A 20,682-nucleotide genomic window follows, 5' to 3' on the forward strand; every position below is an offset into this window, starting at 1 on the left:
TTGAATCTCCCGGAACTGGAGCTGCTGCATGAAAGTCGTACGTCTGCTGATCCTGTTGGCGGTTCTGGTGTTCGGGCTCATCGTCGGTGCGCTCAATTCAGACCCGATCGTCATCAGCCTGGGCTTCACCCATATCAATTCCACCACCGGCCTGGCGATCATCATCGCCCTGTTGTCCGGTGCCATCATCGGTGGCGGCATCGTGCTGGCCAGCCTGGTGATCCCGTTGTACGCAAAACTGCGCAAGGCGCAGAAGGCAGGCCCGACCGTGGTCGTGGCGCCTGCTCCCACCCCTTCTTCTCCTTTCGACGGACGCTGAGCGCCGATGGAATTTGTCTCCGAGTGGTTCTGGTTCTTCCTGTTCCTGCCGTTGGCGGCGGTGTCCGGCTGGGTGATCGGCCGTCGCGGTGGCCAGCGCCACGGCGACAACCAGGTCAGCCGCCTCTCCAGCACCTACTTCCGTGGCTTGAACTACCTGCTCAACGAGCAGCCGGACAAGGCGATCGAGCTGTTCCTGCATATCGCCGAGCTGGACAAGGAAACCTTTGAAACCCAGGTCGCGCTGGGCCACCTGTTTCGCCGTCGCGGCGAAGTGGACCGCGCGATCCGCCTGCACCAGGGCCTGGTCAACCGGGCCGACCTGAACGACGCGCAGCGCGTGCAGGCGCTGCTGGCGCTGGGCGAGGACTACATGAAGTCCGGCCTGCTGGATCGCGCCGAGACCGTGTTCACCGAACTGGCGCAGATCGACCAGCGCGCCCCGCAGGCGCTCAAGCACCTGATCGGGATCTACCAGGCCGAGCGCGATTGGGAAAAGGCGATCGACAACGCCAGCCGGTTCGAGGAAGTCACCGGCGAGCCCATGGGCAAGCTGATCGGGCAGTTCGAATGCGAACTGGCCGAGCGCTTCCGTGGCGCGGGCAAGATCGAGGAGGCGAGGGCGGCGATCGCGCGCGCCTACCAGGCCGATGCGATGTCCGTCCGTGCCGGCATCATCGAAGGCCGCCTGGAGGCCGACGCCGGCAACGCCGAGGCCGCCGTACGCGCCTTCGAACGTGCCGCCCGCAATGATCCGGAGTACCTGCCGGAAGTCCTGCAGGCGCTGATGCAGAACTACCGCAAGGTCGGCGACCTGGGCGGCGCGCGCGCGTTCCTGTCGGAAATGACCGAGCACTACCGCGGTATCGCCCCGGTGCTGGCGCTGACCCAGTTGATGGAAGAGCAGGAAGGCGTGGCCCCGGCGCGCGCCTACCTTGGCCGCCAACTCAAGGACCGGCCGTCGGTGCGTGGCGAATCGGCGCTGATCGACCTGACCCTGGCCGAGGGCGCCGATTCCACCGCGACCCTGCACGACCTCAAGCACATCACCGACCAGTTGCTGGTACGCAACCCGGCCTACCGCTGCACCCGTTGCGGGTTCGGCGCACGTACCCACCACTGGCAATGCCCCAGTTGCAAGGAGTGGGGTACGGTCAAGCCGCTGCTGAATTACGCGGTGCTCTAAGCGATGCCCGTTGCCTGGATGATCGGATTGCCAGCGGTGCTGGTGATCGCGGCGCTGCTTACCTGGGTGGCGCGCCAGTACGCGCTGCGTCGCAATCTCATGGACCAGCCGGGCGAGCGCCGCAGCCATGGCGTGGCCACTCCGCGCGGCGGCGGCATCGCGATCGTGCTGACGCTGCTGCTGGCCACCGTGGCCGCCGGCCTGGCCTGGCCCGGCGGGCGCGGGGCGCTGCTGGTGTTCGGGGTCGGCCTGGTGCTGGTCGCGGGGATCGGCTGGTGGGACGACCACCGGCCGCTGCCGGCGGTGCGCCGCCTGCTGGTGCACCTGGTGGCGTCCGCGCTGGTGGCCGCGCTGGTCTGGCAGGCCAGCGGCAACCCGGTGCAGGCGGTCCTGGCGTTGTTGTTCACGGTGTCGATGATCAACATCTGGAACTTCATGGATGGCATCAATGGCATCGCCACCACCCAGGCCATCCTGGCGGGCCTGGCGTTCGCCGCGGTGATGCCCATGCCGTTCGCCCTGGCCGGCGCGGTGCTGGCCCTGGCTTGTCTCGGCTTCCTGCCGTTCAACTATCCGCGGGCCCGGATCTTCATGGGCGATGTCGGCAGTGGCGCCCTGGGCTATGCGATCGCCGCGCTGGTCTGCCTGGCCAGCGTGGTCACCGAGGTCCATTGGTTGCTGCTGCTGGTGCCGCTTTCGGCCTTTCTTGTGGACGCAGGCTTCACACTCCTGTCGCGCATGCTGTCGGGGCAGCGATGGATGGAACCCCACACCCAACATCTCTATCAGCGCGCCGTTAAAGGTGGCATGAGCCACACTTCGGTGACAGGGATGTACTTCGTTTTTGGTCTGTTCAGTATTACAGTGTTTAATGCTTGCAGCGATCTGCAGCCGAGGTGGGAGGCTGCCGTGGCCGTCGCGTGGTTGATCTTCGCGACCGGTTTGTGGCTACTCCTGCGCAAGGGAATGCGCAACTAGAAGGATTGTTTGTTTTATGACGCCTTGGCAGGACCGTCTTACCAGTTTGATTCCACGCGGCGCCATCGTGGTCCACGACCTGTTCATGGTCTGGGCCTGCTGGCAGCTGCTGCATGCCGGCCGTTATTCGATGCTGGCCGATGCTCCCTCGCTGCCCCTGTGGAACATCGACACCTCGCTGGTGCTGGTGATCCAGGCGGTGGTGTTCTGGCGGGTGGGCCTGTATCGCGGCCTCTGGCGTTTCGCCAGCGTGGCCGACCTGCTCAATATCTTCAAAGCCAGCTTCATCGGCCTGCTGGCCATCGTCGTGGTGCTGGCCTACAAGCGCTTCAATGGCGTGCCGATGTCGGTGCTGGTGATCTATCCGTTCGCGCTGTCGGCGCTGCTGGGCGCGCCGCGCCTGCTGTACCGGGCATGGAAGGACTACCAGTCGCTGCAGTCCGATGCCACCGCCCGTCGCGTGCTGATCCTCGGCGCCGGCCAGGCGGCCGAGGCGCTGGTCCGCGACCTGCGCCGCTCCGGCGATTTCGAACCCGTCGGCCTGCTCGACGACGCCCCGCACCTGCAGGGGGCCAAGCTGCAGGGCCTGCCGATCCTGGGCACGCTCGACGATGCGCCGGCGGCCGTGCGCGAGACCGCGGCCAAGCTGCTGGTGATCGCCATCCCCTCGCTGGACGCGGTGGGCATGCAGCGCGTGGTCGCCATCTGCGAGGCCACCGGCGTGCCGTTCCGCATGGTGCCCAAGCTCAATGACGTGCTGCTGGGGCATTCGCTGCCCGGCGAGCTCAAGGAAGTGGCGATCGAGGACCTGCTGGGGCGCAAGCCGATCCTGCCGGACTGGTCGCTGATCCGCGGCTGGCTGGGCGGGCGCACCGTGCTGGTGACCGGCGCCGGCGGCTCGATCGGCTCGGAGCTGTGCCGCCAGTGCGCGCGCCACGGTGCCGGGCGCATCATCCTGCTGGAAATGAGCGAGCTGCTGCTGCTGACCATCGAGGCCGAGCTCAAGCGCAGCTTCCCGGACCTGGAAGTGGAGGCCGTGCTCGGCGACTGCGGCGACCCGGCGGTGATCCGCCACGCGCTGTCCATGGCCAGCGTCGATGCGGTCTTCCATGCCGCCGCCTACAAGCAGGTGCCGGTGCTGGAGCGCCAGCTGCGCGAAGCGGTGCGCAACAACATCCTGTCCACCGAGACGGTGGCCCGCGCCTGCGTCGAAGCCCGCATCGAGCATTTCGTCTTCATCTCCACCGACAAGGCGGTCGACCCGGTCAACGCACTCGGCGCGAGCAAGCGCTATGCGGAGATGATCTGCCAGAGCCTGGACCAGAAGACCAGCCACACCCGTTTCGTGACCGTGCGCTTCGGCAACGTGCTGGCCTCGGCCGGCAGCGTGGTGCCGCTGTTCCGCGAGCAGATCCTCAAGGGCGGCCCGGTCACCGTGACCGACCCGGAAGTCACCCGCTATTTCATGACCATCCCCGAGGCCTGCCAGCTCATCCTGCAGGCGGCCGCCTCGGCGTCGCATGGGGCCATCTACACCCTGGACATGGGCGAGCCCGTGCCGATCCGGGTGCTGGCCGAGCAGATGATCCGCCTGGCCGGCAAGCAGCCGTACAAGGACATCGCGATCATCTACACCGGGCTGCGCCCGGGCGAGAAGCTGCACGAGACCCTGTTCTATTCGGACGAGGACTATCGCCCGACCGCGCACCCGAAGATCCTGGAGGCCGGCGTGCGCACGTTCGCGCGTGAGCAGGTGCTGGGCAACGTGCCGCGGCTGCGCGAGGCGATCGCCACCTACGACACCGATGCCATCAACAACATCCTGTTCGCGACCATGCCGGAGTTCTCGCCGTTGCAACAGGACGATCACGTCGCCTCGGCTAAAGTGCTTCCTTTCCCGGCACGAGAGGCCAACAGGCTGTGACGAACAAGCGTATTCGCAAGGCGGTTTTCCCGGTGGCAGGGCTGGGCACGCGTTTCCTGCCCGCAACCAAGACGGTTCCCAAGGAAATGCTGCCGATCATCGATCGGCCGCTTATCCAGTACGCCGTCGACGAGGCGATCGAAGCCGGTTGCGACACCCTGATCTTCATTACCAACCGCTACAAGCACGCGGTCGCCGACTATTTCGACAAGGCCTACGAGCTGGAGCAGAAGCTCGAGCGCGCCGGCAAGACCGAGCAGCTTGAACTGGTGCGCCACGTGCTGCCCAACGGCGTGCGCGCGATCTTCGTCACCCAGGCCGAGGCACTGGGCCTGGGCCATGCGGTGCTGTGCGCCAAGGCCATCGTCGGTGACGAGCCGTTCGCGGTCCTGCTGCCCGACGACCTGATCTGGAACAAGGGCGACGGTGCACTCAAGCAGATGGCCGATGCCAACCAGGCAAGCGGCGCGAGCATCATCGCGGTCGAGGACGTCCCGCACGACAAGACCGGCAGCTACGGCATCGTGGCCACCGACACCTTCGACGGCCGCCAGGGCCGGATCAGCGCGATCGTCGAGAAGCCGAAGCCGGAAGACGCACCGAGCGACCTGGCCGTGGTCGGCCGCTACGTGCTGAGCCCGAAGATCTTCGAGCTGCTCGAAGCCACCGGCACCGGTGCCGGCGGTGAGATCCAGCTGACCGATGCCATTGCCGAGCTGCTCAACAGCGAGCGCGTGGACGCGTACCGGTTCGAGGGCACGCGGTTCGATTGCGGCACCCACCTGGGCCTGGTCGAGGCCACCATCCGCTTCGCGCTCAACAACGAGAAGCTGGCCGGCCCCGCCCGCGAGATGCTGCAGAAGGCGCTGGCCGACGGCTGACCCTGGCGCCGGGCCATGCCCGGCCGCCCGTTGACGCGGGCGGGGTAGTGTTGCCGCGCATGGTTCGGCACTACGTACGCGTTTCCGGTCACGGTAAACAAAAAGGGCAGCCTCGCGGCTGCCCTTTTGCGTTTTACGTGCCGACCAACGGCTGGCACCTACCGTTTTCTCACTGCCGTATCGGCCAACGCTCGATACCTGCCGCGTGGCAAGTGCCGGCGCTGGGCCGGCACCGCCGATGCATCACAGCGACTCGAAGATGCCCGCCGCGCCCATGCCGGTGCCGATGCACATGGTGACCATGCCGTACTTCTGCTGGCGACGGCGCAGGCCGTGCAGCAGGGTGGCGGTACGGATCGCGCCGGTCGCGCCCAGCGGGTGGCCCAGGGCGATCGCGCCGCCCAGCGGGTTGACCTTGGACGGGTCCAGGCCGCAATCGCGGATGACCGCCAGCGACTGCGCGGCGAAGGCTTCATTGAGCTCGATCCAGTCCAGCTGGTCCTGGCTCAGGCCGGCCTGCTTGAGCGCCTTGGGGATCGCGGCGATCGGGCCAATGCCCATCACTTCCGGGCGCACGCCGGCGACCGAGAAGCTGACGAAGCGGGCCAGCGGGGTCAGGCCGTAGTCCTTGATCGCCTGCTCGGAGGCCAGCAGCACCGCACCGGCGCCGTCGCTCATCTGCGAGGAGTTGCCGGCGGTCACGGTGCCGCCGAACTGGCCGTTGCGGAACACCGGGCGCAGCTTGGCCAGGCCCTCGGCGGACGAATCCAGGCGCGGGCCTTCGTCGGTGTCGACGATCTTGTCGCGGGTGATGATGCGGCGGCCGTCAGCCAGGTCGGGCTGGCGGGTGCGCACGTCGTAGGGGCTGATCTCGTCCTTGAAGTCGCCGTTCTGGATCGCGGCGATGGCCTTCTGGTGCGAGGCCAGCGCAAAGGCGTCCTGCTCCTCGCGCGAGACCTTCCACTCCTCGGCGACCTTCTCGGCGGTGATGCCCATGCCGTAGGCGATGGCGACGTGGTCGTTGTCGAACACGCTCGGGGCCATCGCGATCTTGTTGCCCATCATCGGCACCATCGACATCGACTCGGTGCCACCGGCCAGCATCAGGTCCGAATTGCCCAGGCGGATCTGGTCGGCCGCCATCGCCACGGCCTGCAGGCCGGAGGAGCAGAAGCGGTTGACGGTCTGCGCGGCGATGGTGTCCGGCAGGCCGGCCAGCAGCACGCCGATGCGCGCCACGTTCATGCCCTGCTCGGCTTCGGGCATGGCGCAGCCGATGATCGCGTCATCGATGCGGTTGAGGTCGATGCCCGGGGCCTGTGCGACCACCGAGCGGAGCACGTGGGCGAGCATGTCGTCGGGGCGGGTATTGCGGAACACGCCCTTGGGCGCCTTGCCAACCGGGGTGCGGGTGGCGGCGACGATGTAGGCGTCCTGGATTTGCTTGGTCATTGCAGTGATCTCTCGAAATTTTTGCCGGAGTGCCGACCTGTGGTCGGCACCCACCGAAAGCAGGGAGGGGCCATCAATTGCGCAGCGGCTTGCCGGTCTTGAGCATGTGCGCGATGCGGGCCTGGGTCTTTTCCTGCTGGGCCAGTTCGACGAAGTGCTTGCGCTCCAGGGTCAGCAGCCATTCTTCGTCCACCAGCGTGCCGCGATCCACTTCGCCGCCGCACAGCACGGTGGCGATGCGGACGGCGATCTCGTAGTCGTACGGGCTGATGAAACGGCCTTCCAGCATGTTGACCAGCATCATCTTGAAGGTGGCGATGCCGACGTCGCCGGCCACCTGGATGCGACGGGCCGGCATCGGCGGACGGTAACCGCCGTCGGCCAGCGCCTGCACTTCGGCCTTGGCGATGTAGAGCGCTTCGAAGCTGTTGAACACCACCTTGTCGGTGGCGCGCATCAGGCCCAGTTCCTTGGCGTTGACCGCCGAGTTGGAGACCTTGGCCATGGCCACGGTTTCGAAGGTCTTCTTCAGCTCGGCAAAGACGTCACCGCCCGGGCCGGCCGCCTGCGAGGCGCGCACCGCCAGTTCCTTCAGCCCGCCGCCGGCCGGCAGTAGGCCGACGCCGGCTTCGACCAGGCCGATGTAGCTTTCCAGCGCGGCCACGCTCTTGGCGCTGTGCATCTGGAACTCGCAACCGCCGCCCAGGGCCAGGCCGCGCACGGCGGTCACCACCGGTACCAGCGAGTACTTGATCGCCTGGCTGGTGCGTTGGAAGTTGTGCACCATTTCTTCGAACTGCTCGACCTTGCCGGCCTGCAGCAGGCCCAGCGCACCGGCCAGGTCGGCACCGGCGGAGAAGGGCTCCTTCTGCTGCCAGATCACCAGGCCCTTGAAGTCCTTCTCGGCGCGCTTGATCGCTTCCTGCAGGCCATCGAGCACGTGGTCGGAGACGGTGTTCATCTTGGTCTTGAAGCTGACCACGGCAATGCCGTCGCCGTCGTGCCACATGCGCACGCCGTCGTTCTCGAACACGGTCTCGCCCGGGCTGAAGGTTTCGCCCAGCAGCGGATCGGGGAAGCGCTGGCGCTGGTACACCGGCAGCGCCGAGCGCGGCAGCTTGGCATTGCGCGACGGGCTGTAGCTGCCTTCGGCGGCGTGCACGCCCTCGCGGCCATCGAACACCCAATCCGGCAGCGGCGCGTTGCTCATGCTCTTGCCGGCGACGATGTCATCGGCGATCCACTGCGCGACCTGCTTCCAGCCGGCCGCCTGCCAGGTTTCGAACGGGCCCAGCGACCAGCCGTAGCCCCAGCGGATGGCCAGGTCCACGTCGCGCGCGGTCTCGGCGATGTCGGCCAGGTGGTAGGCGCTGTAGTGGAACAGGTCGCGGAAGGTCGCCCACAGGAACTGCGCCTGCGGGTGCTCGCTCTCGCGCAGCTTGGCGAACTTCTCGGCCGGGTTCCGGATCTTCAGGATCTCGACCACTTCCGGGGCGGCCGTGCGGTCGGCCGGGCGGTAGTCCTGCTTTTCCAGATCGAGGACGACGATGTCCTTGCCGACCTTGCGGAAGATGCCGGCACCGGTCTTCTGGCCCAGCGCGCCCTTGGCGATCAGCGCGTCCAGCCATTTTGGCGATTTGAAGAACTCATGCCACGGATCGTTGGGCAGGGTGTCGCCCATGGTCTTGATCACGTGCGCCATGGTGTCCAGGCCGACCACGTCGGAGGTGCGGTAGGTGGCCGACTTCGGGCGACCGACCAACGGGCCGGTCAGGCCGTCGACTTCGTCGAAGCCCAGGCCGAATGCCTGGGTGTGGTGGATGGTGGACAGGATCGAAAACACGCCGATGCGGTTGCCGATGAAGTTCGGGGTGTCCTTGGCGTACACCACGCCCTTGCCCAAGGTGGTGACCAGGAAGGCTTCCAGGCCTTCCAGCACCGCGGCATCGGTGGTGCTGGCCGGGATCAGCTCGGCCAGGTGCATGTAGCGCGGCGGGTTGAAGAAATGCACGCCGCAGAAGCGGTGGCGCAGCTGTTCGGGCAGCACGTCGGCGAGCTTGTTGATGCCCAGGCCGGAGGTGTTGGAGGCCAGCACAGCGTGATCGGCCACGAACGGGGCGATCTTCTTGTACAGGTCCTGCTTCCAGTCCATCCGTTCGGCGATGGCTTCGATGATCAGGTCGCAGTCCTTGAGCTGCTCCAGGCCGGTCTCATAGTTGGCCGGGGTGATCGCCTCGGCGTAGGACTTGCTGGCGAGCGGGGCAGGGCTGAGCTTGCCCAGGTTGGCGATTGCCTTGAGCACGATGCCATCGGCCGGACCTTCCTTGGCGGGAAGGTCGAACAGCACGGTGTCGACGCCGGCATTGGTCAGGTGGGCCGCGATCTGGGCACCCATGACGCCGGCACCCAGCACGGCGGCGCGGCGGACTAGCAGGGAATTGGACATGTCGATAAGCCTTTGTTGGTCAACGTCGGTGCAGCCGGGCAGCGCCCGGCTCTACGGGGTGGAAAGGGAACTCGTCGCAGCCTCGGTGCCCGCGCTGGCGCGGAAACCGGCTTCGGCGAAGTGGATCAGTTCGCGGGCGGCATGGGCACGATGCGCCGCTTCGGTGACACCGGCAGGTCGCTTGATCAGGCCGAAGTCGGCCATGGCGTAGGTCAGCGAGCCGGCCAGGAAATCCAGGCGCCAGTACAGCTCCTCCTTGCTCAGCCCCGGCACGCAGGCGGCGATCGCCTTGCCGAAGTCGCGCAATACGTGGCCGTAGTGGTCGGAAAGGAACTTGCGCAGGTTGTCGTTCTTCTCGGCGTAGGCCCGGGCGATCACCCGCACGAAGGCACCGCCGGTCTGGCGGTCCTGGGCCATGGCCAGGGCCGGCTCCACGAACGCGGCCAACACCGGGCGTAGCTGGCCGGGATGCTCGCGGCGGGCGCCCTCCAGCTGGGCCAGGCGCGCGGCGGTCATCTCGTCCATGCGGCGGCGGAACACCTCGTTGACCAGGTTTTCCTTGGACCCGAAGTGATAGTTGACCGCGGCGATGTTCACGTCGGCCTGGCTGGTGACCTGGCGCAGCGACGTGCCGGCGAAGCCATGCTGGGCGAACAGCTCCTCGGCCGCGCCGAGAATGCGGTCCTTGGTGGAGAAATGAGCGGGCTTGGCCATGGGACGGGCAGGGTTCAATCAAACGATTGTTTGATATTAGGCCCATGCCGGCGAGGGAGCATTGTGCGGCGCACAAAAGCGCGGCATCCGTTTATCGTCGTGCAGGGCGTTGACCGGCCACCCCGGGGGCGCCTGAACGGGCGGCATCGCCCTGCGGGGTGCCGACCTGCCACGCGTGGCGTGGCACTACCGTAGATGGGGAGGACACGTTAGAATTGCCTCACGTATATCAGGCTAAGCCCGCGTTTTGACGCGGGTTTTTTTCATGTTACTCTCGGGCCGATCAGTGGCCCGCCCAACGGAGAATTCCCATGGCGCTGGAGCGCACCCTTTCCATCATCAAGCCGGACGCCGTCGCCAAGAACGTCATCGGTGAAATCTACGCCCGCTTCGAAAAGGCCGGCCTGAAGGTCGTCGCCGCCAAGTACAAGCAGCTGTCGCGCCGTGAAGCCGAAGGCTTCTACGCCGTGCACCGCGAGCGTCCGTTCTTCAACGCGCTGGTCGAGTTCATGATCTCCGGCCCGGTGATGATCCAGGCGCTGGAAGGCGAGAACGCCGTGCTGGCCCACCGCGACCTGCTGGGCGCCACCAATCCGAAGGAAGCCGCTGCGGGCACCATCCGCGCCGACTTCGCTGAATCCATCGATGCCAATGCCGCCCACGGCTCGGACTCGGTCGAGAACGCCGCGATCGAAATCGCCTACTTCTTCGCCGCGACTGAAGTCGTCTCGCGCTGAGAGTGAACCCGTGAACGAGGTCGTACAGCCAACCGCCATCCCCGTCGTGCTCGTCCCGAGCGCGCCGGTGGCCAAGCAGAACCTGCTCGACCTCGATCGCGAGGGTCTGGAGCGCTTCTTCGCCGATACCCTCGGCGAAGCGCGCTACCGTGCCCACCAGGTGATGAAGTGGATCCACCACCATTACGTCACCGATTTCGATGAGATGACCGACCTGGGCAAGGCGCTGCGCGCCAAGCTCAAGCAGCACGCCGAGGTCCGCGTCCCGAACATCGTGTTCGACAAGCCTTCCGCCGATGGCACCCACAAGTGGCTGCTGGCGATGGGCACCGATGGCAAGAACGCCATCGAAGCGGTCTACATTCCGGACAAGAACCGCGGCACGCTGTGCGTGTCCTCGCAGGTCGGCTGCGCGCTGAACTGCACGTTCTGTTCGACCGCCACCCAGGGCTTCAACCGCAACCTCTCCACTGCCGAGATCATCGGCCAGGTGTGGGTGGCCGCGCGTCACCTGGGCAACATCCCGCACAAGCAGCGTCGTCTCACCAACGTGGTGATGATGGGCATGGGCGAGCCGTTGATGAATTTCGACAACGTCGTGCGCGCCATGAGCGTGATGCGCGACGACCTGGGCTACGGGCTGGCCAACAAGCGCGTGACCCTGTCCACCTCCGGCCTGGTGCCGCAGATCGACCGGCTGTCCGCGGAAAGCGACGTGTCGCTGGCGGTGTCGCTGCATGCGCCCAACGATGCGCTGCGCGAGACCCTGGTCCCGCTCAACAAGAAATACCCGATCGTCGAGCTGATGGCCTCGTGCGCACGCTACCTGCGCGCCAACAAGCGCCGCGAATCGGTGACGTTCGAATACACCCTGATGAAGGGCATCAATGACCAGCCCGAACATGCCCGCCAGCTGGCGCGGCTGATGCGCCAGTTCGACAACGCCGTGCAGGCGTCGCACTCGGGCAAGGTCAACCTGATTCCGTTCAATCCGTTTCCGGGGACGCGCTACGAGCGTTCCGGTGATGCCGAGATCCGTGCGTTCCAGAAGATCCTGCTGGATTCGCAGGTGCTCACCATGGTGCGACGCACCCGCGGCGACGACATCGATGCCGCCTGTGGCCAGCTCAAGGGCCAGGTGATGGACCGCACGCGTCGCCAGGCCGAGTTCAATAAAACACTGCAGGAAGGGAAAGGCCGGGATGCCGCTGCCTGATATCCGATTGCCAGCCGTTGTCTTCATCGCGCTGGCATTGGTCGGCTGCGGCAGCAAAGGCGTCAAACCCCCGTCCGGACCCTTGGCCATCGCGCCGGTGTACGAGGTCCGTGACACCCCGTCGACCCGTCAGCGGGTCGGCTACCAGGACCAGATGACCCTGGCGGCCGAAGCGTTCCGCGCCGGCCAGACCGAGGCGGCCGAGAAGAAGGCCAAGGCGGCACTGAAGATCGACGGTACCCGTCCGGACGCCTACCTGCTGCTGGCCAATGTCGCCACCCAGCGTGGCGCCGACGCCGAGGCGGGCACGCTGTATCGCAAGGCCGCCGAGTTGGCGCCCGCCCACGGCGATGCCCTCAACAACTACGGCGCCTGGCTCTGCACGCATGGCCATCCGGCCGAGTCGCTGGTCTGGTTCGACCGCGCCATCGCCGCGCCGGGCTATGCGACGCCGGCCTCGGCCCTGGCCAATGCCGGCGGCTGCGCCCTCGATGCCGGCCAGGCCGAACGGGCCGCGCGCGACCTGCGCAACGCCATCCAGCTGGACCCGACCAACGCCTACGCGCTGGAATCGATGGCCCGCAGCGAGTATGCCCAGGGCCGTTATTTCGAGGCGCGCGCCTTTTCGCAACGTCGTCTTGCGGCTGCACCGGCCACACGTTCCGTGTTACAACTTGCCTCTCAAATCGAGGCGCAGCTTGGCGACACTGTGGCATCCGGTCGTTATCTGCAGCGAATTCGCGACGAATTTCCGCAGGATGCGGCTCCTAATCCCCGGGGTTGAAGCATTGTGATTGATGACCAGACTGTGAACGCTCTTGATGCTGCCGCCGGCTGTGGCGCACGCCTCCGCCAGGCGCGGGAAGCGGCAGGGCTGACGCTCGAGGAAGTGGGGCAGCAGCTGCGCATGCCCATGCAGGTGGTGAAGTCGCTTGAGGATGAACAATGGGAGCGCCTGGGCGCGCCGGTGTTCGTCCGCGGCCAGCTGCGCAGCTACGCGCGCCTGTTGAAGGTGGACCTGGGCGATGCGCTGGAGCAGGCCCGGATCGGGGCGGTGGTGCCGCCGCAACTGGTCAGCCACACGCATACCCCGCGCACCCGCCGCATTGCCGAGAGCCTGGGCCGCAAGGCGCTGTACGTGGGCATCACGGCGGCGCTGGTGGTGCCAACCTACTTCACGACCCGGGGCTTCTTCGACGCGGGCAGCCCCGCCCCGAGCACCGCCTCGCTGGATGTGATCCCGGCGGCCGTGCCGGTGGCCGGTGGTCCGGCCCCGGCCGACACCCCGCCCGCGCCGGCCGCTGCCCCCGCCGGTGCCGTTCCCGCCACGCCCAACGCGCCCTACGTGGCCTCGCTGACGGCGGTTCCGCGCCCCGCGGCCGCCGCCGCCCCGGCCCCGGCCGGTGCCTTGAACCTGCAGTTCACTGGCGACAGCTGGGTGGACATCACCGCTCCCGATGGCAGCAGCGTCGAGAAGGCCCTGATCAAATCCGGCGAGACGCGCAGCTTCAGCCCCGGCCAGGTCGGGCGCATGGTGCTGGGCAATGCCTCTGCGGTCGAGGTTCAGCAGGCCGGCACTATCGTCGACCTTTCGCCGTACCAGCGAGCCAACGTGGCACGCTTTACGGTATCCTCTGACGGCTCCGTGGCCCCAGTTTCGCACTGAGTCGCGTTTCCCAATCCAATTCAACTAGCTCCCCTTCACGGGCGGGGCGAGAGTACGCATGGCGATCGACGATCTGCTCGACGAGCACGAACAAAGTGAACGCGTCCGCAGCTGGCTGCGGAAGAATGGTGTCAGCATCATCGCGGGTGTCGCGATCGCAATCGGCGGCATCGCCGGTTGGCAGTGGTGGCAGAAAGAGCACAGCAATTCATTGGCCGGCGCCAACGTCCAGTACCAGGCGGTGCTCAAGCACCTCCAGGACAAGGACCTGGAGCAGGCAGCCAAGGGCGTGAAGGCGCTCGATGAAGGCAAGGCCAACATCTACGCCGACCTGGCGGCGCTGCAGCTGGCCAAGGCCCAGGTGGAGGCCGGCAAGAACGACCTCGCGCTGGCGACCCTGCGCGGTATCAAGGCCGACCCGGAATTCCAGCCGGTCATCGAGCAGCGCATTGCGCGCCTGCTGCTGGCCACCGGCAAGTACGACGAGGCCAGCAAGGCACTCGGCGGCGCCAGCGACAGCGCCAGCCTGGAAATCCAGGGCGACGTGTTGATGGCGCAGGGCAAGCGTGATGACGCCCGGCAACAGTATGAGAAGGCGCTCAAGACGCTGGACGTGGCAGCGCCGCAGCGGCGACTGCTTGAAACCAAAGTGATGGATGCCGGTGGCACCGTCACCGATGCTGCGGAGTCGGTGTAATGAAGCAGATGGTCATGATCAAGCGCGTTGCCACCCTGGTCCTGCTGGGCGTTGCATTGTCCGGCTGCACCACCGTCAAGGGCTGGTTCGCCGGCAAGGACGCGGCCGCCAAGAAGGCGCTGGAGCCGGCGGAGTTGGTGAAGTTCGAGCCGACCGTCAAGGTCGACAAGCTCTGGAGCGTCAACGTCGGCAAGGGCGAAAAGCGCATCGGCGTCCGCCAGGGCCCGACCGTGGCCGATGGCCGCGTGTACGCGGCGGCCATCTACGGTGGCGTGCATGCCATCGACCTGCAGACCGGCAAGAAGGTCTGGACCTGGGAGCCGGCCAAGGAAAAGAAGAAGCCCAAGCTGCGCCTGTCCGGTGGTCCCGGCGTGGGTGACGGCCTGGTGGCCATCGGCACGCTGGACGGCCAGGTGATCGCCCTCGATGCCAACGATGGCACCGAGAAGTGGCGGGCCAAGGTGACCGGTGAAGTGATTTCCGCGCCGGCCATCGCCCAGGGCATGGTGTTCGTGCGCAGCAACGACGGCCGCGTGACTGCCCTGGACGCCGGCAACGGCACCCAGCGCTGGTTCAATCCGCGTGAGCTGCCGGCCCTGACCGTGCGTGGCAATGCCGCCGTGGTCGCAGGCCCGGGTGTCCTGTTCATCGGCAACGATGACGGCAGCGTTTCGGCGCTGGGCATGCAGGACGGCCGCACCGTGTGGGACCAGATGGTCGCCAACGGCGAAGGCCGCACCGAGCTGGAGCGCATGTCCGACGTGGACGGCGCCCCGGTGCTGGAAGGCAACACCCTGTTCGTGAGCAGCTTCAAGAGCCAGACCATGGCCATTGAAGGCCCGACCGGTCGTCCGCTGTGGGCCCGCGATCATGGCGGCGCCGGCGGCCTGGCGCTGACCTCGGGCAACGTCTTCGTCACCGACAACAAGGGTGGCGTGTTCGGCCTGGACAAGAGCAGTGGCACCGCGATGTGGTCGCAGACCGGCCTGGCGCGGCGCTCGCTGACCGGCCCGGCGGTGCAGGGCGATTACGTGGTGGTCGGCGACTACAAGGGTTACCTGCACTGGTTGCGGACCGACAATGGTGAGTTCGCGGCGCGCGCCAAGAGTGGCGGCGACGCCCTCCTGGCACAGCCGGTAGCTGCCGATGGGATTCTGCTGGTGCAGAACGTTGATGGAAAGCTGACCGCATTCCGGTTGGCACAATAAGGAGTTACCGCGATGCTGCCCTTGGTCGCCCTGGTTGGACGGCCGAATGTCGGCAAGTCCACGCTGTTCAATGCGTTTACCCGTACGCGCGACGCGCTGGTCCATGACCAGCCCGGCGTGACCCGGGACCGTAATTACGGTGTTTGTCGTCTTAACGAAGACCACCCGTTCCTGGTGGTCGATACCGGCGGTATCGCCGGTGAAGAAGAAGGTCTGGCCGGCGCTACCGCCCGCCAGGCCCGCGCCGCCGCCGCCGAGGCGGACCTGATCCTGTTCGTGGTCGATGCCCGTGAGGGCCCGATGGACGACGAGATCCTGTCGTGGCTGCGCAAGCTGGCACGTCCGACCCTGCTGTTGATCAACAAGATCGACGGCATGAACGAAGACACCGTGCGTTCGGAGTTTGCCCGGTACGGCTTTGGCGAAATGCTGACCGTCTCGGCCGCGCATCGCCAGGGCCTGGACGACCTGCTGGACGAGGTCGTGGAGCGGCTGCCGGAAGAAGGCACCACCGAGACCCTCGACACCGATCCGAACCGCATCCGCATCGCCTTCGTCGGCCGCCCCAACGTGGGCAAGTCGACGCTGGTCAATCGCCTGCTGGGCGAAGAGCGCATGATCGCCTCCGAAGTGCCCGGTACCACCCGCGACTCGATCGCGGTGGACATGGAGCGTGACGGGCGCGAGTACCGGCTGATCGACACCGCCGGCCTGCGTCGCAAGGCGCGGGTGGAGGAGGTGGTCGAGAAGTTCAGCGTGATCAAGACGCTGCAGGCCATCGAGCAGTGCCAGGTGGCGGTGCTGATGCTGGACGCCGCCGAAGGCGTGACCGACCAGGACGCCAGCGTGCTGGGTGCGGTGCTCGATGCCGGCCGTGCCCTGGTGGTGGCGATCAACAAGTGGGATGGCCTCACCGATTACCAGCGCGAGCAGGCCGAAGCGCTGGTGTCGCGCAAGCTCGGGTTCGTGCCGTGGGCGGAAGTGGTGCGGATCTCGGCCAAGCACGGTTCGGGCCTGCGCGAGCTGTTCCGCTGCATCCACGCCGCGCACGCCTCGGCCACGCACGAGTTCAGCACCAGCGAAGTCAACAAGGCGCTGGAAGTGGCGTACGAGACCAACCCGCCGCCGGCGATCCGGGGTCACGTGTCCAAGCTGCGTTACGTGCACCCGGGCGGCTCCAATCCGCCCACCTTCATCGTGCACGGTACGCGCCTGAAGGACCTGCCGGAGTCGTACAAGCGCTACCTGGAGAATTTCTTCCGCAAGCGGTTCAAACTCGTTGGCACCCCGGTACAGTTCATCTTCCGCGAGGGTGTGAACCCGTACGAAGGCAAGAAGAACGTCCTGACCGAACGCCAGATCAAGCGCAAGCGGCGCCTGATCAAGCACGTCAAGGGCAAGTAATCCAGAAGAGCCGGCGAAAGCCGGCTCTTCTGCATTACCGGTAGTGCCGAGCCATGCTCGGCAGGCCCCCGCAAGGGGGCAATGGCCGATGCCAACGGCAGCCGAGCATGGCTCGGCTCTACCCACGCCCTGCCTGCGCGATCATCCAAGATGAGCAGCGCCCAATCATCCAGCCGGTAGTGCCGAGCCATGCTCGGCAAGGCAGCGCGCAACAATCCACCCGGTAGTGCCGAGCCATGCTCGGCAGGGCAGCGCTCAATCATCCCCCCGGTAGTGCCGAGCCATGCTCGGCAGGCCCCCGCAAGGGGGCAATGATCGATGCCAACGGCAGCCGAGCATGGCTCGGCTCTACCCGCGCCCTGCCTGCGCGATAATCCCGGGATGAGCAGCGCCCAATCATCCACCCGGTAGTGCCGAGCCATGCTCGGCAAGGCAGCGCTCAGTCATCCAGCCGGTAGTGCCGAGCCATGCTCGGCAGGACAGCACGCAGCAATCCACCCTGTAGTGCCGAGCCATGCTCGGCAGGCCCCGCAAGGGGGCAATGATCGATGCCAACGGCAGCCGAGCATGGCTCGGCTCTACCCACGCCCTGCCTGCGCGATAATCCCGGGATGAGTACCGTCCCCGAAATCACCCCCGAGCAGGCCCGCGCGCGCATCGTCCATGGCGCCCTGCTGATCGACGTCCGCGAGGCGCACGAGCGCGCCACCGGCATGGCCGAGGGGGCGCTCGGCATCGCCAAGGGCGATCTCCAGGCCGAGCCTTCTACCCATCTGCCCGCCACCGACCGCGAGGTCGTGCTGATCTGCCAGAGCGGCAAGCGCTCGATGGAAGCTGCGCGGATGCTGCACGACCTGGGCTACACCCACCTGGCCTCCGTGCAGGGCGGCACCACCGCCTGGCGTGCCGACGGCCTGCCGCTGGTGCAGCCGCTGCAGGGCGACGCCGAGCGCGACTTCAACGAACGCTATTCCCGCCACCTGCTGCTGCCGCAGGTGGGCGTGCCCGGACAGCAACGCCTGCTGGGTTCGCGGGTGCTGGTGGTCGGCGCCGGAGGCCTGGGCGCACCGGCCAGCTTCTACCTGGCCGCGGCCGGGGTAGGGCACCTGCGCATTGCCGATGACGACGTGGTGGAGCGCAGCAACCTGCAGCGCCAGATCATCCACACCGACGCCAGCGTCGGCACGCCGAAGGTACTGTCCGCGCGTGAGCGCCTGATGGCGCTCAATCCGCACCTGCAGGTGGAGGCGCTGCAGGTGCGGGTCACCTCCGGCAACGTGGACGCGCTGCTGGACGGCGTGGACGTGGTGCTGGATGGCTCGGACAATTTCCCGCTGCGCTACCTGCTCAACGATGCCTGCATCCGGCACGCCATCCCGCTGGTGTATGGCGCGGTGGAGCGCTTCACCGGCCAGGTGAGCGTGTTCGATGCCGGCCGCCAGCGCGGGCACGTGCCGTGCTATCGCTGCCTGTTCCCCGAGCCGCCGCCGCCGCAGTTCGCCCCCAACTGCGCCGAGGCCGGCGTGCTCGGCGTGCTGCCGGGGATGGTGGGGCTGCTGCAGGCCACCGAGGTGCTCAAGCTGCTGCTGGGCGTGGGCGAACCGCTGACCGGCCGGTTGCTGAGCTTCGATGCACTGGGCATGCGTTTTCGTGAGACCCGCCTGCGCCCCGATCCGGCTTGTCCGCTGTGCGCGCCGGGCACGGCCTTTCCCGGGTATATCGACTACGCCGCGTTCTGCAACGCCCGCTGATGCGGGTCGTGGCCAAGGTAGAGCCGACCCATGGTCGGCTGCCTTTGGCGCGGTCTTCGGCAGCGTGAGCAGCCGACCATGGGTCGGCTCTACCGGGCTTGCGTGGTGCGACCCCTGTTTGCGGGACGATATGCCGTGTGAATCCCGCCATCGTTCTGTTTTCGGCACAATCATGCGCGACATGCGTGCTATTGCCGCCAGGCGCTTTGCCCTATCGTTGACCCCTCTATGTAGTCCGGGGAAGCAACCGCATGGCGGTCGAAGCAGGTGCCAGCGAGCTGGTGAAAGTAGTGGCGCTGCTGGGCGCGGCGGTGGTGATGGTGCCGCTGTTCCGCCGGCTGGGCCTGGGCTCGGTGCTGGGCTATTTCGCCGCCGGCCTCGCCATCGGCCCGTTCGGCTTCGGCTGGTTCTCCGATCCGCAGGCGATCCTGCATACCGCCGAACTCGGCGTGGTGATGTTCCTGTTCGTGATCGGGCTGGAAATGCGGCCCTCGCACCTGTGGAGCCTGCGCAACGAGATCTTCGGGCTGGGCACGCTGCAGATCGTGGTCTGCGGCACGGTGCTCACCGGCGTGTGCATGCTGCTGGGCTTCCCGTTGCCGGTGGCCTTCATCGGCGCGGCGGGTTTCGTGTTGACCTCCACCGCGGTGGTGATGCAGTTGCTGGCCGAGCGAGGTGACATCGCCTTGCCGAGCGGCCAGAAGATCGTCTCGATCCTGCTGTTCGAAGACCTGCTGATCGTGCCGCTGCTGGCCGTGGTCGCGTTCATGGCGCCGGTGCACAGCGACGCCGGCGAGAGTTCGCGCTGGGTCACCGTCGGCATCGCCGCCGGCGCGATCGTCGGCCTGGTGCTGGTCGGCCGCTTCCTGCTCAACCCGTTGTTCCGCATCCTCGCCGCTGCCAAGGCGCGCGAAGTGATGACCGCCGCCGCACTGCTCGTCGTGCTGGGCGCGGCGCTGCTGATGCAGCTGGGCGGGTTGTCGATGGCGATGGGCGCGTTCCTGGCCGGCGTGCTGCTCAGCGAGTCCACGTTCCGCCACCAGATCGAAGCGGACATCGAACCGTTCCGCGGCATCCTGCTGGGCTTGTTCTTCCTCAGCGTGGGCATGGCGCTGGACCTGACCGTGGTGGCCAACAACTGGCCGCTGATCGTCTCCGGCGTGTTCGCGCTGATGCTGGCCAAGGCGGTGTGCATCTACGTGGTCGCGCGCATCCTCGGCAGCGACCATCGCCAGGCGCTGGATCGCGGCGTGGTGATGGCGCAGGGCGGCGAGTTTGCGTTCGTGCTGTTCTCCGCCGCGGCGGTGGCCGGTGTGATCGACGTACAGGTCAACGCCAACTTCACCGCGATCGTGGTGCTGTCGATGGCGCTGACCCCGTTGTTCGTGCTGCTGCACGACAAGCTGATGCCCGACCGCGAAGTGTCGCTGGACGGCGTGGAGGAGGCCGACGGCCTGTCCGGCAGCGTGCTGATGATCGGCTTCGGCCGCTTCGGCCAGGTCGCCAGCCAGTCGCTGCTGGCGCGCGACGTGGACGTGACCATCATCGACAACGACGTGGACATGATCCACAACGCCGAGCGCTTCGGTTTCAAGATCTATTACGGCGATGGCACCCGCCTGGACGTGCTGCATGCCTCCGGGGCCGGCTCGGCCCGGGCGATCGCGGTGTGCGTCAACAACGACCAGGACGCCGACCGGATCGTCGAGCTGGTCACCCATGAATTCCCGCAGGCCAAGGTGCTGGTGCGCTCGTTCGACCGCGAGCATTCGCTGCGCCTGATCCATGCCGGTGTGGACTACCAGATTCGCGAGACGTTCGAGTCGGCGCTGCAGTTCGGCCAGGCCGCGTTGATGGAACTGGGCGCCGACCAGGACGATGCGCGCGAGATCGCCGAGCAGATCCGCGAGCGCGATGCCGAGCGCTTCGAGCTGGAAATGGCTGGCGGCAGCCTGCGTGCCGGCGCGCACATGGTGTTCGGCAGCGCGCTGCCAGGCGTGCCCACGCCCACCCCGTTCACCGCGCCCAAGCGCAAGGCGCGCACGCTCAACGCCGACGAAGTGCCCGAAGAGGAATGACGCAGCGGTGGGCGGGGCCGGCGTAA

General features: G+C 67.0%; 17 protein-coding genes. 14 read left to right on the plus strand and 3 right to left on the minus strand.

Going from position 1 to position 20,682, the window contains the following annotated elements:
- The first annotated feature begins 28 nt into the window (after positions 1–28).
- The 5 genes from M2421_RS15685 to galU are packed head-to-tail and all read left to right on the plus strand — an operon-like array spanning position 29 to position 5,287.
- Positions 29–319, plus strand: coding sequence for a LapA family protein (locus M2421_RS15685; RefSeq protein WP_259208441.1), 291 nt, complete (start codon positions 29–31; stop codon positions 317–319).
- A gap of 6 nt (positions 320–325) precedes the next feature.
- Positions 326–1,504, plus strand: a complete 1,179-nt coding sequence (lapB, locus tag M2421_RS15690; RefSeq protein ID WP_259208443.1) for a lipopolysaccharide assembly protein LapB — start codon at positions 326–328, stop codon at positions 1,502–1,504.
- 3 nt (positions 1,505–1,507) lie between these two features.
- Positions 1,508–2,482 (plus strand): glycosyltransferase family 4 protein, encoded by a 975-nt coding sequence (locus tag M2421_RS15695; protein WP_259208445.1) that lies wholly within the window; start codon positions 1,508–1,510, stop codon positions 2,480–2,482.
- Between the two features lie 16 nt (positions 2,483–2,498).
- Entirely contained in the window at positions 2,499–4,406 is a 1,908-nt protein-coding gene (locus M2421_RS15700; protein ID WP_259208447.1) for a nucleoside-diphosphate sugar epimerase/dehydratase, read from the plus strand.
- Entirely contained in the window at positions 4,403–5,287 is an 885-nt protein-coding gene (galU, locus tag M2421_RS15705) for a UTP--glucose-1-phosphate uridylyltransferase GalU (RefSeq protein ID WP_259208450.1), read from the plus strand. The genes M2421_RS15700 and galU overlap by 4 nt, the downstream gene beginning before the upstream one ends.
- A gap of 243 nt (positions 5,288–5,530) precedes the next feature.
- Here the strand turns inward: galU and M2421_RS15710 are convergent, their stop codons facing one another.
- The 3 genes from M2421_RS15710 to M2421_RS15720 form a co-directional block, all read right to left on the minus strand.
- Positions 5,531–6,739: an acetyl-CoA C-acyltransferase gene (locus M2421_RS15710; protein WP_259208453.1), complete on the minus strand. Its 1,209-nt coding sequence runs from the start codon at positions 6,737–6,739 to the stop codon at positions 5,531–5,533.
- Between the two features lie 73 nt (positions 6,740–6,812).
- A complete protein-coding gene (locus tag M2421_RS15715; protein WP_259208454.1) occupies positions 6,813–9,185 on the minus strand; it encodes a 3-hydroxyacyl-CoA dehydrogenase/enoyl-CoA hydratase family protein in 2,373 nt (790 codons plus the stop codon).
- 51 nt (positions 9,186–9,236) lie between these two features.
- The gene (locus M2421_RS15720; RefSeq protein WP_259208455.1) at positions 9,237–9,899 is read right to left on the minus strand and encodes a TetR/AcrR family transcriptional regulator; all 663 of its coding nucleotides are present in this window, start codon (positions 9,897–9,899) and stop codon (positions 9,237–9,239) included.
- 311 nt (positions 9,900–10,210) lie between these two features.
- Here M2421_RS15720 and ndk point away from each other — a divergent pair, with 311 nt between their 5' ends.
- The 9 genes from ndk to M2421_RS15765 all read left to right on the plus strand — a co-directional run bounded on the left by ndk (position 10,211) and on the right by M2421_RS15765 (position 20,656).
- Entirely contained in the window at positions 10,211–10,636 is a 426-nt protein-coding gene (gene ndk, locus M2421_RS15725; RefSeq protein ID WP_008265389.1) for a nucleoside-diphosphate kinase, read from the plus strand.
- Between the two features lie 10 nt (positions 10,637–10,646).
- A complete protein-coding gene (gene rlmN, locus M2421_RS15730; protein ID WP_259208463.1) occupies positions 10,647–11,852 on the plus strand; it encodes a 23S rRNA (adenine(2503)-C(2))-methyltransferase RlmN in 1,206 nt (401 codons plus the stop codon).
- Positions 11,839–12,636 (plus strand): type IV pilus biogenesis/stability protein PilW, encoded by a 798-nt coding sequence (gene pilW, locus M2421_RS15735; RefSeq protein WP_259208465.1) that lies wholly within the window; start codon positions 11,839–11,841, stop codon positions 12,634–12,636. Before rlmN ends, pilW begins: the two co-directional genes overlap by 14 nt.
- A 6-nt stretch (positions 12,637–12,642) precedes the next feature.
- Complete coding sequence (locus M2421_RS15740) at positions 12,643–13,518, plus strand: helix-turn-helix domain-containing protein (protein ID WP_259208467.1); 876 nt, start codon at positions 12,643–12,645, stop codon at positions 13,516–13,518.
- Positions 13,519–13,576: 58 nt separating this feature from the next.
- A complete protein-coding gene (locus tag M2421_RS15745; RefSeq protein ID WP_259208470.1) occupies positions 13,577–14,215 on the plus strand; it encodes a tetratricopeptide repeat protein in 639 nt (212 codons plus the stop codon).
- Complete coding sequence (gene bamB, locus M2421_RS15750) at positions 14,215–15,423, plus strand: outer membrane protein assembly factor BamB (protein ID WP_259208473.1); 1,209 nt, start codon at positions 14,215–14,217, stop codon at positions 15,421–15,423. The genes M2421_RS15745 and bamB overlap by 1 nt, the downstream gene beginning before the upstream one ends.
- A gap of 12 nt (positions 15,424–15,435) precedes the next feature.
- Positions 15,436–16,827, plus strand: coding sequence for a ribosome biogenesis GTPase Der (der, locus tag M2421_RS15755; RefSeq protein WP_259208475.1), 1,392 nt, complete (start codon positions 15,436–15,438; stop codon positions 16,825–16,827).
- A 611-nt stretch (positions 16,828–17,438) separates the two neighbouring features.
- On the plus strand, positions 17,439–18,578 hold the full coding sequence (gene moeB / locus M2421_RS15760) for a molybdopterin-synthase adenylyltransferase MoeB (protein WP_259208477.1): 1,140 nt from the start codon (positions 17,439–17,441) through the stop codon (positions 18,576–18,578).
- A gap of 251 nt (positions 18,579–18,829) precedes the next feature.
- On the plus strand, positions 18,830–20,656 hold the full coding sequence (locus tag M2421_RS15765) for a monovalent cation:proton antiporter-2 (CPA2) family protein (RefSeq protein ID WP_259208478.1): 1,827 nt from the start codon (positions 18,830–18,832) through the stop codon (positions 20,654–20,656).
- Positions 20,657–20,682: the final 26 nt, after the last annotated feature.

The organism is Stenotrophomonas sp. BIGb0135 (assembly GCF_024810105.1).
Taxonomy (GTDB): domain Bacteria; phylum Pseudomonadota; class Gammaproteobacteria; order Xanthomonadales; family Xanthomonadaceae; genus Stenotrophomonas; species Stenotrophomonas maltophilia_AB.

Bases quoted from the DNA above. Each gene is read 5' to 3' on its own strand.
- M2421_RS15685 (WP_259208441.1), top strand. From the start codon at position 29: ATGAAAGTCGTACGTCTGCTGATCCTGTTGGCGGTTCTGGTGTTCGGG.
- lapB (WP_259208443.1), top strand. From the start codon at position 326: ATGGAATTTGTCTCCGAGTGGTTCTGGTTCTTCCTGTTCCTGCCGTTG.
- M2421_RS15695 (WP_259208445.1), top strand. From the start codon at position 1,508: ATGCCCGTTGCCTGGATGATCGGATTGCCAGCGGTGCTGGTGATCGCG.
- M2421_RS15700 (WP_259208447.1), top strand. From the start codon at position 2,499: ATGACGCCTTGGCAGGACCGTCTTACCAGTTTGATTCCACGCGGCGCC.
- M2421_RS15710 (WP_259208453.1), bottom strand. From the start codon at position 6,739: ATGACCAAGCAAATCCAGGACGCCTACATCGTCGCCGCCACCCGCACC.
- M2421_RS15715 (WP_259208454.1), bottom strand. From the start codon at position 9,185: ATGTCCAATTCCCTGCTAGTCCGCCGCGCCGCCGTGCTGGGTGCCGGC.
- M2421_RS15720 (WP_259208455.1), bottom strand. From the start codon at position 9,899: ATGGCCAAGCCCGCTCATTTCTCCACCAAGGACCGCATTCTCGGCGCG.
- ndk (WP_008265389.1), top strand. From the start codon at position 10,211: ATGGCGCTGGAGCGCACCCTTTCCATCATCAAGCCGGACGCCGTCGCC.
- pilW (WP_259208465.1), top strand. From the start codon at position 11,839: ATGCCGCTGCCTGATATCCGATTGCCAGCCGTTGTCTTCATCGCGCTG.
- M2421_RS15745 (WP_259208470.1), top strand. From the start codon at position 13,577: ATGGCGATCGACGATCTGCTCGACGAGCACGAACAAAGTGAACGCGTC.
- bamB (WP_259208473.1), top strand. From the start codon at position 14,215: ATGAAGCAGATGGTCATGATCAAGCGCGTTGCCACCCTGGTCCTGCTG.
- der (WP_259208475.1), top strand. From the start codon at position 15,436: ATGCTGCCCTTGGTCGCCCTGGTTGGACGGCCGAATGTCGGCAAGTCC.
- moeB (WP_259208477.1), top strand. From the start codon at position 17,439: ATGAGTACCGTCCCCGAAATCACCCCCGAGCAGGCCCGCGCGCGCATC.
- M2421_RS15765 (WP_259208478.1), top strand. From the start codon at position 18,830: ATGGCGGTCGAAGCAGGTGCCAGCGAGCTGGTGAAAGTAGTGGCGCTG.